Origin of the sequence: Dehalobacter sp., from assembly GCA_023667845.1 — a bacterium.
GTDB lineage: Bacteria > Bacillota > Desulfitobacteriia > Desulfitobacteriales > Syntrophobotulaceae > Dehalobacter.
On sequence record JAMPIU010000030.1, the window covers coordinates 1 to 1,563 of the forward strand.

Annotated in this window: 3 protein-coding genes; all 3 read right to left on the reverse strand. The window is 42.4% G+C overall.

The genetic code is table 11. The features are described 5' to 3' along the window. Positions 1–243, reverse strand: a 243-nt coding sequence (locus NC238_01415; protein ID MCM1564613.1) for a type II toxin-antitoxin system RelE/ParE family toxin, incomplete at its 3' end; no start/stop codon positions are given. A 335-nt stretch (positions 244–578) separates the two neighbouring features. Beyond that, the gene (locus NC238_01420) at positions 579–836 is read right to left on the reverse strand and encodes a Txe/YoeB family addiction module toxin (protein MCM1564614.1); all 258 of its coding nucleotides are present in this window, start codon (positions 834–836) and stop codon (positions 579–581) included. Continuing rightward, entirely contained in the window at positions 833–1,087 is a 255-nt protein-coding gene (locus NC238_01425; protein ID MCM1564615.1) for a type II toxin-antitoxin system prevent-host-death family antitoxin, read from the reverse strand. The genes NC238_01420 and NC238_01425 overlap by 4 nt, the downstream gene beginning before the upstream one ends. Between the last annotated feature and the right edge of the window lie 476 nt (positions 1,088–1,563).

Genomic DNA, 1,563 nt, shown 5'->3' on the forward strand with positions numbered 1-1,563 from the left:
TGATACTACCACGGTATCAGGTTTGTCAGATTTGTCCCAGAAAGCAAATAACCTGTAATGTGCTTGATTGAATAAAGTCCTGAATTCCCATGTTTCACCAGAAAGCTTCCTGAAGAGTGCTTTATCATTTATTACTTGCGATTTACGGACATTGTAAATGATTTTCTCTCTGGCTTTTCCATCAAGACCGTCAAGAAATTCTGCAGCCTCTTCTAAGAAACGGACTTTAAATCTTTCAGTCACTGTTTACTATTTTGTGCAAAGATAACAGTTTCCATATTAGGAAACAATATTTCTTGGGAGAATTTCCAAAATTGCTGGTAACGTTCGGCGGTATGTGCAGTTGGTCCGCCAGCTGGCGGACGGTGGCGCGTGTTTTTGCACTCGTGGTGCGATGCAGGGTTATGATGTTGTTTGTTTATTCTCGCGTTGGCAAAAACCGTGACACCAGTGGGAGCCCCCGGCGGGAGCCGGGGCAGGCCGCACCGCCGACTACTTAACGGTCCTCTTTAGCCAGAAAATTCTCGCGGTGCGGGAAAGCCAATGACATATACCGACCTGTTACCACACGGTTATTATTAATCATAATGGAATCTGCACTTAGCGATCCATATCTCGTCCTTTTTGACCTGATATATTAACCTATGCTCTCCGTCTATTCTACGAGACCAGAATCCTTTATACTTAAATTTCAATGGCTCTGGTTTTCCAATTCCGGAATGGGGGCTTCTGGAAATATCCTTCAAGAGCTCATTAATTCTTTTCAAGGTTTTCTTATCGGTCTTCTGCCAATAGAGATAGTCTTCCCAAGACTCATCAACGAATATGTATTTCATTGTTCGAGCAATTCTTTTTGAAATGCCTTTTTACTTTTCAATTTTTCTATAGCAGAATCAAGTCGTTTCTCATTAGCTTTTGATGAAAGTTCATGCTGGGTTGCAGCCAAGGAATTATATTCATCAATAGACATGATAACGACTCCTGTATCTTTACCTCTATTGATTATTAGAGTTTCAAAATTCCGCGTAACGTTATCAAGATATTTCTTGATATCTTTTCTGAAGTCTGATATTGTTGTTGTTATCATGGCATTAATATATTAGTACATATTGAAGTACAAATATATGTACATAATTTAATATTTCCAACTCTTCCTGGATATTTTTAACTGTGTGGTAACGTTCGGCGGTATGTGGCGTTGGTCCGCCAGCTGGCGGACGGTGGCGCGTGTTTTTGCACTCGTGGTGCGATGCAGGGTTATGATGTTGTTTGTTTATTCTCGCGTTGGCAAAAACCGTGACACCAGTGGGAGCCCCCGGCGGGAGCCGGGGCAGGCCGCACCGCCGACTACTTAGTTGATCCTTATCAATACGTGTTTTTCATTACTCTGTTAGCGCAGGATATTCACCGGAGCCAAAACTGGTGCCTGGAAAATCCAGCGTAAAATTAAGCTGAGGATTTCTTCCCTCTTCAGCCTCATCCATTTCTTCATATTGTATGCCGTAGCTGCCAGTAATGTATTAATCTGGTCTCCGGCACTGCCACTGAGGTAGTTTCTCAACA

What these genes read in the sequence shown, in the direction of transcription:
- NC238_01420 (MCM1564614.1), bottom strand. Translation starts at nt 836, where the DNA reads ATGAAATACATATTCGTTGATGAGTCTTGGGAAGACTATCTCTATTGG.
- NC238_01425 (MCM1564615.1), bottom strand. Translation starts at nt 1,087, where the DNA reads ATGATAACAACAACAATATCAGACTTCAGAAAAGATATCAAGAAATAT.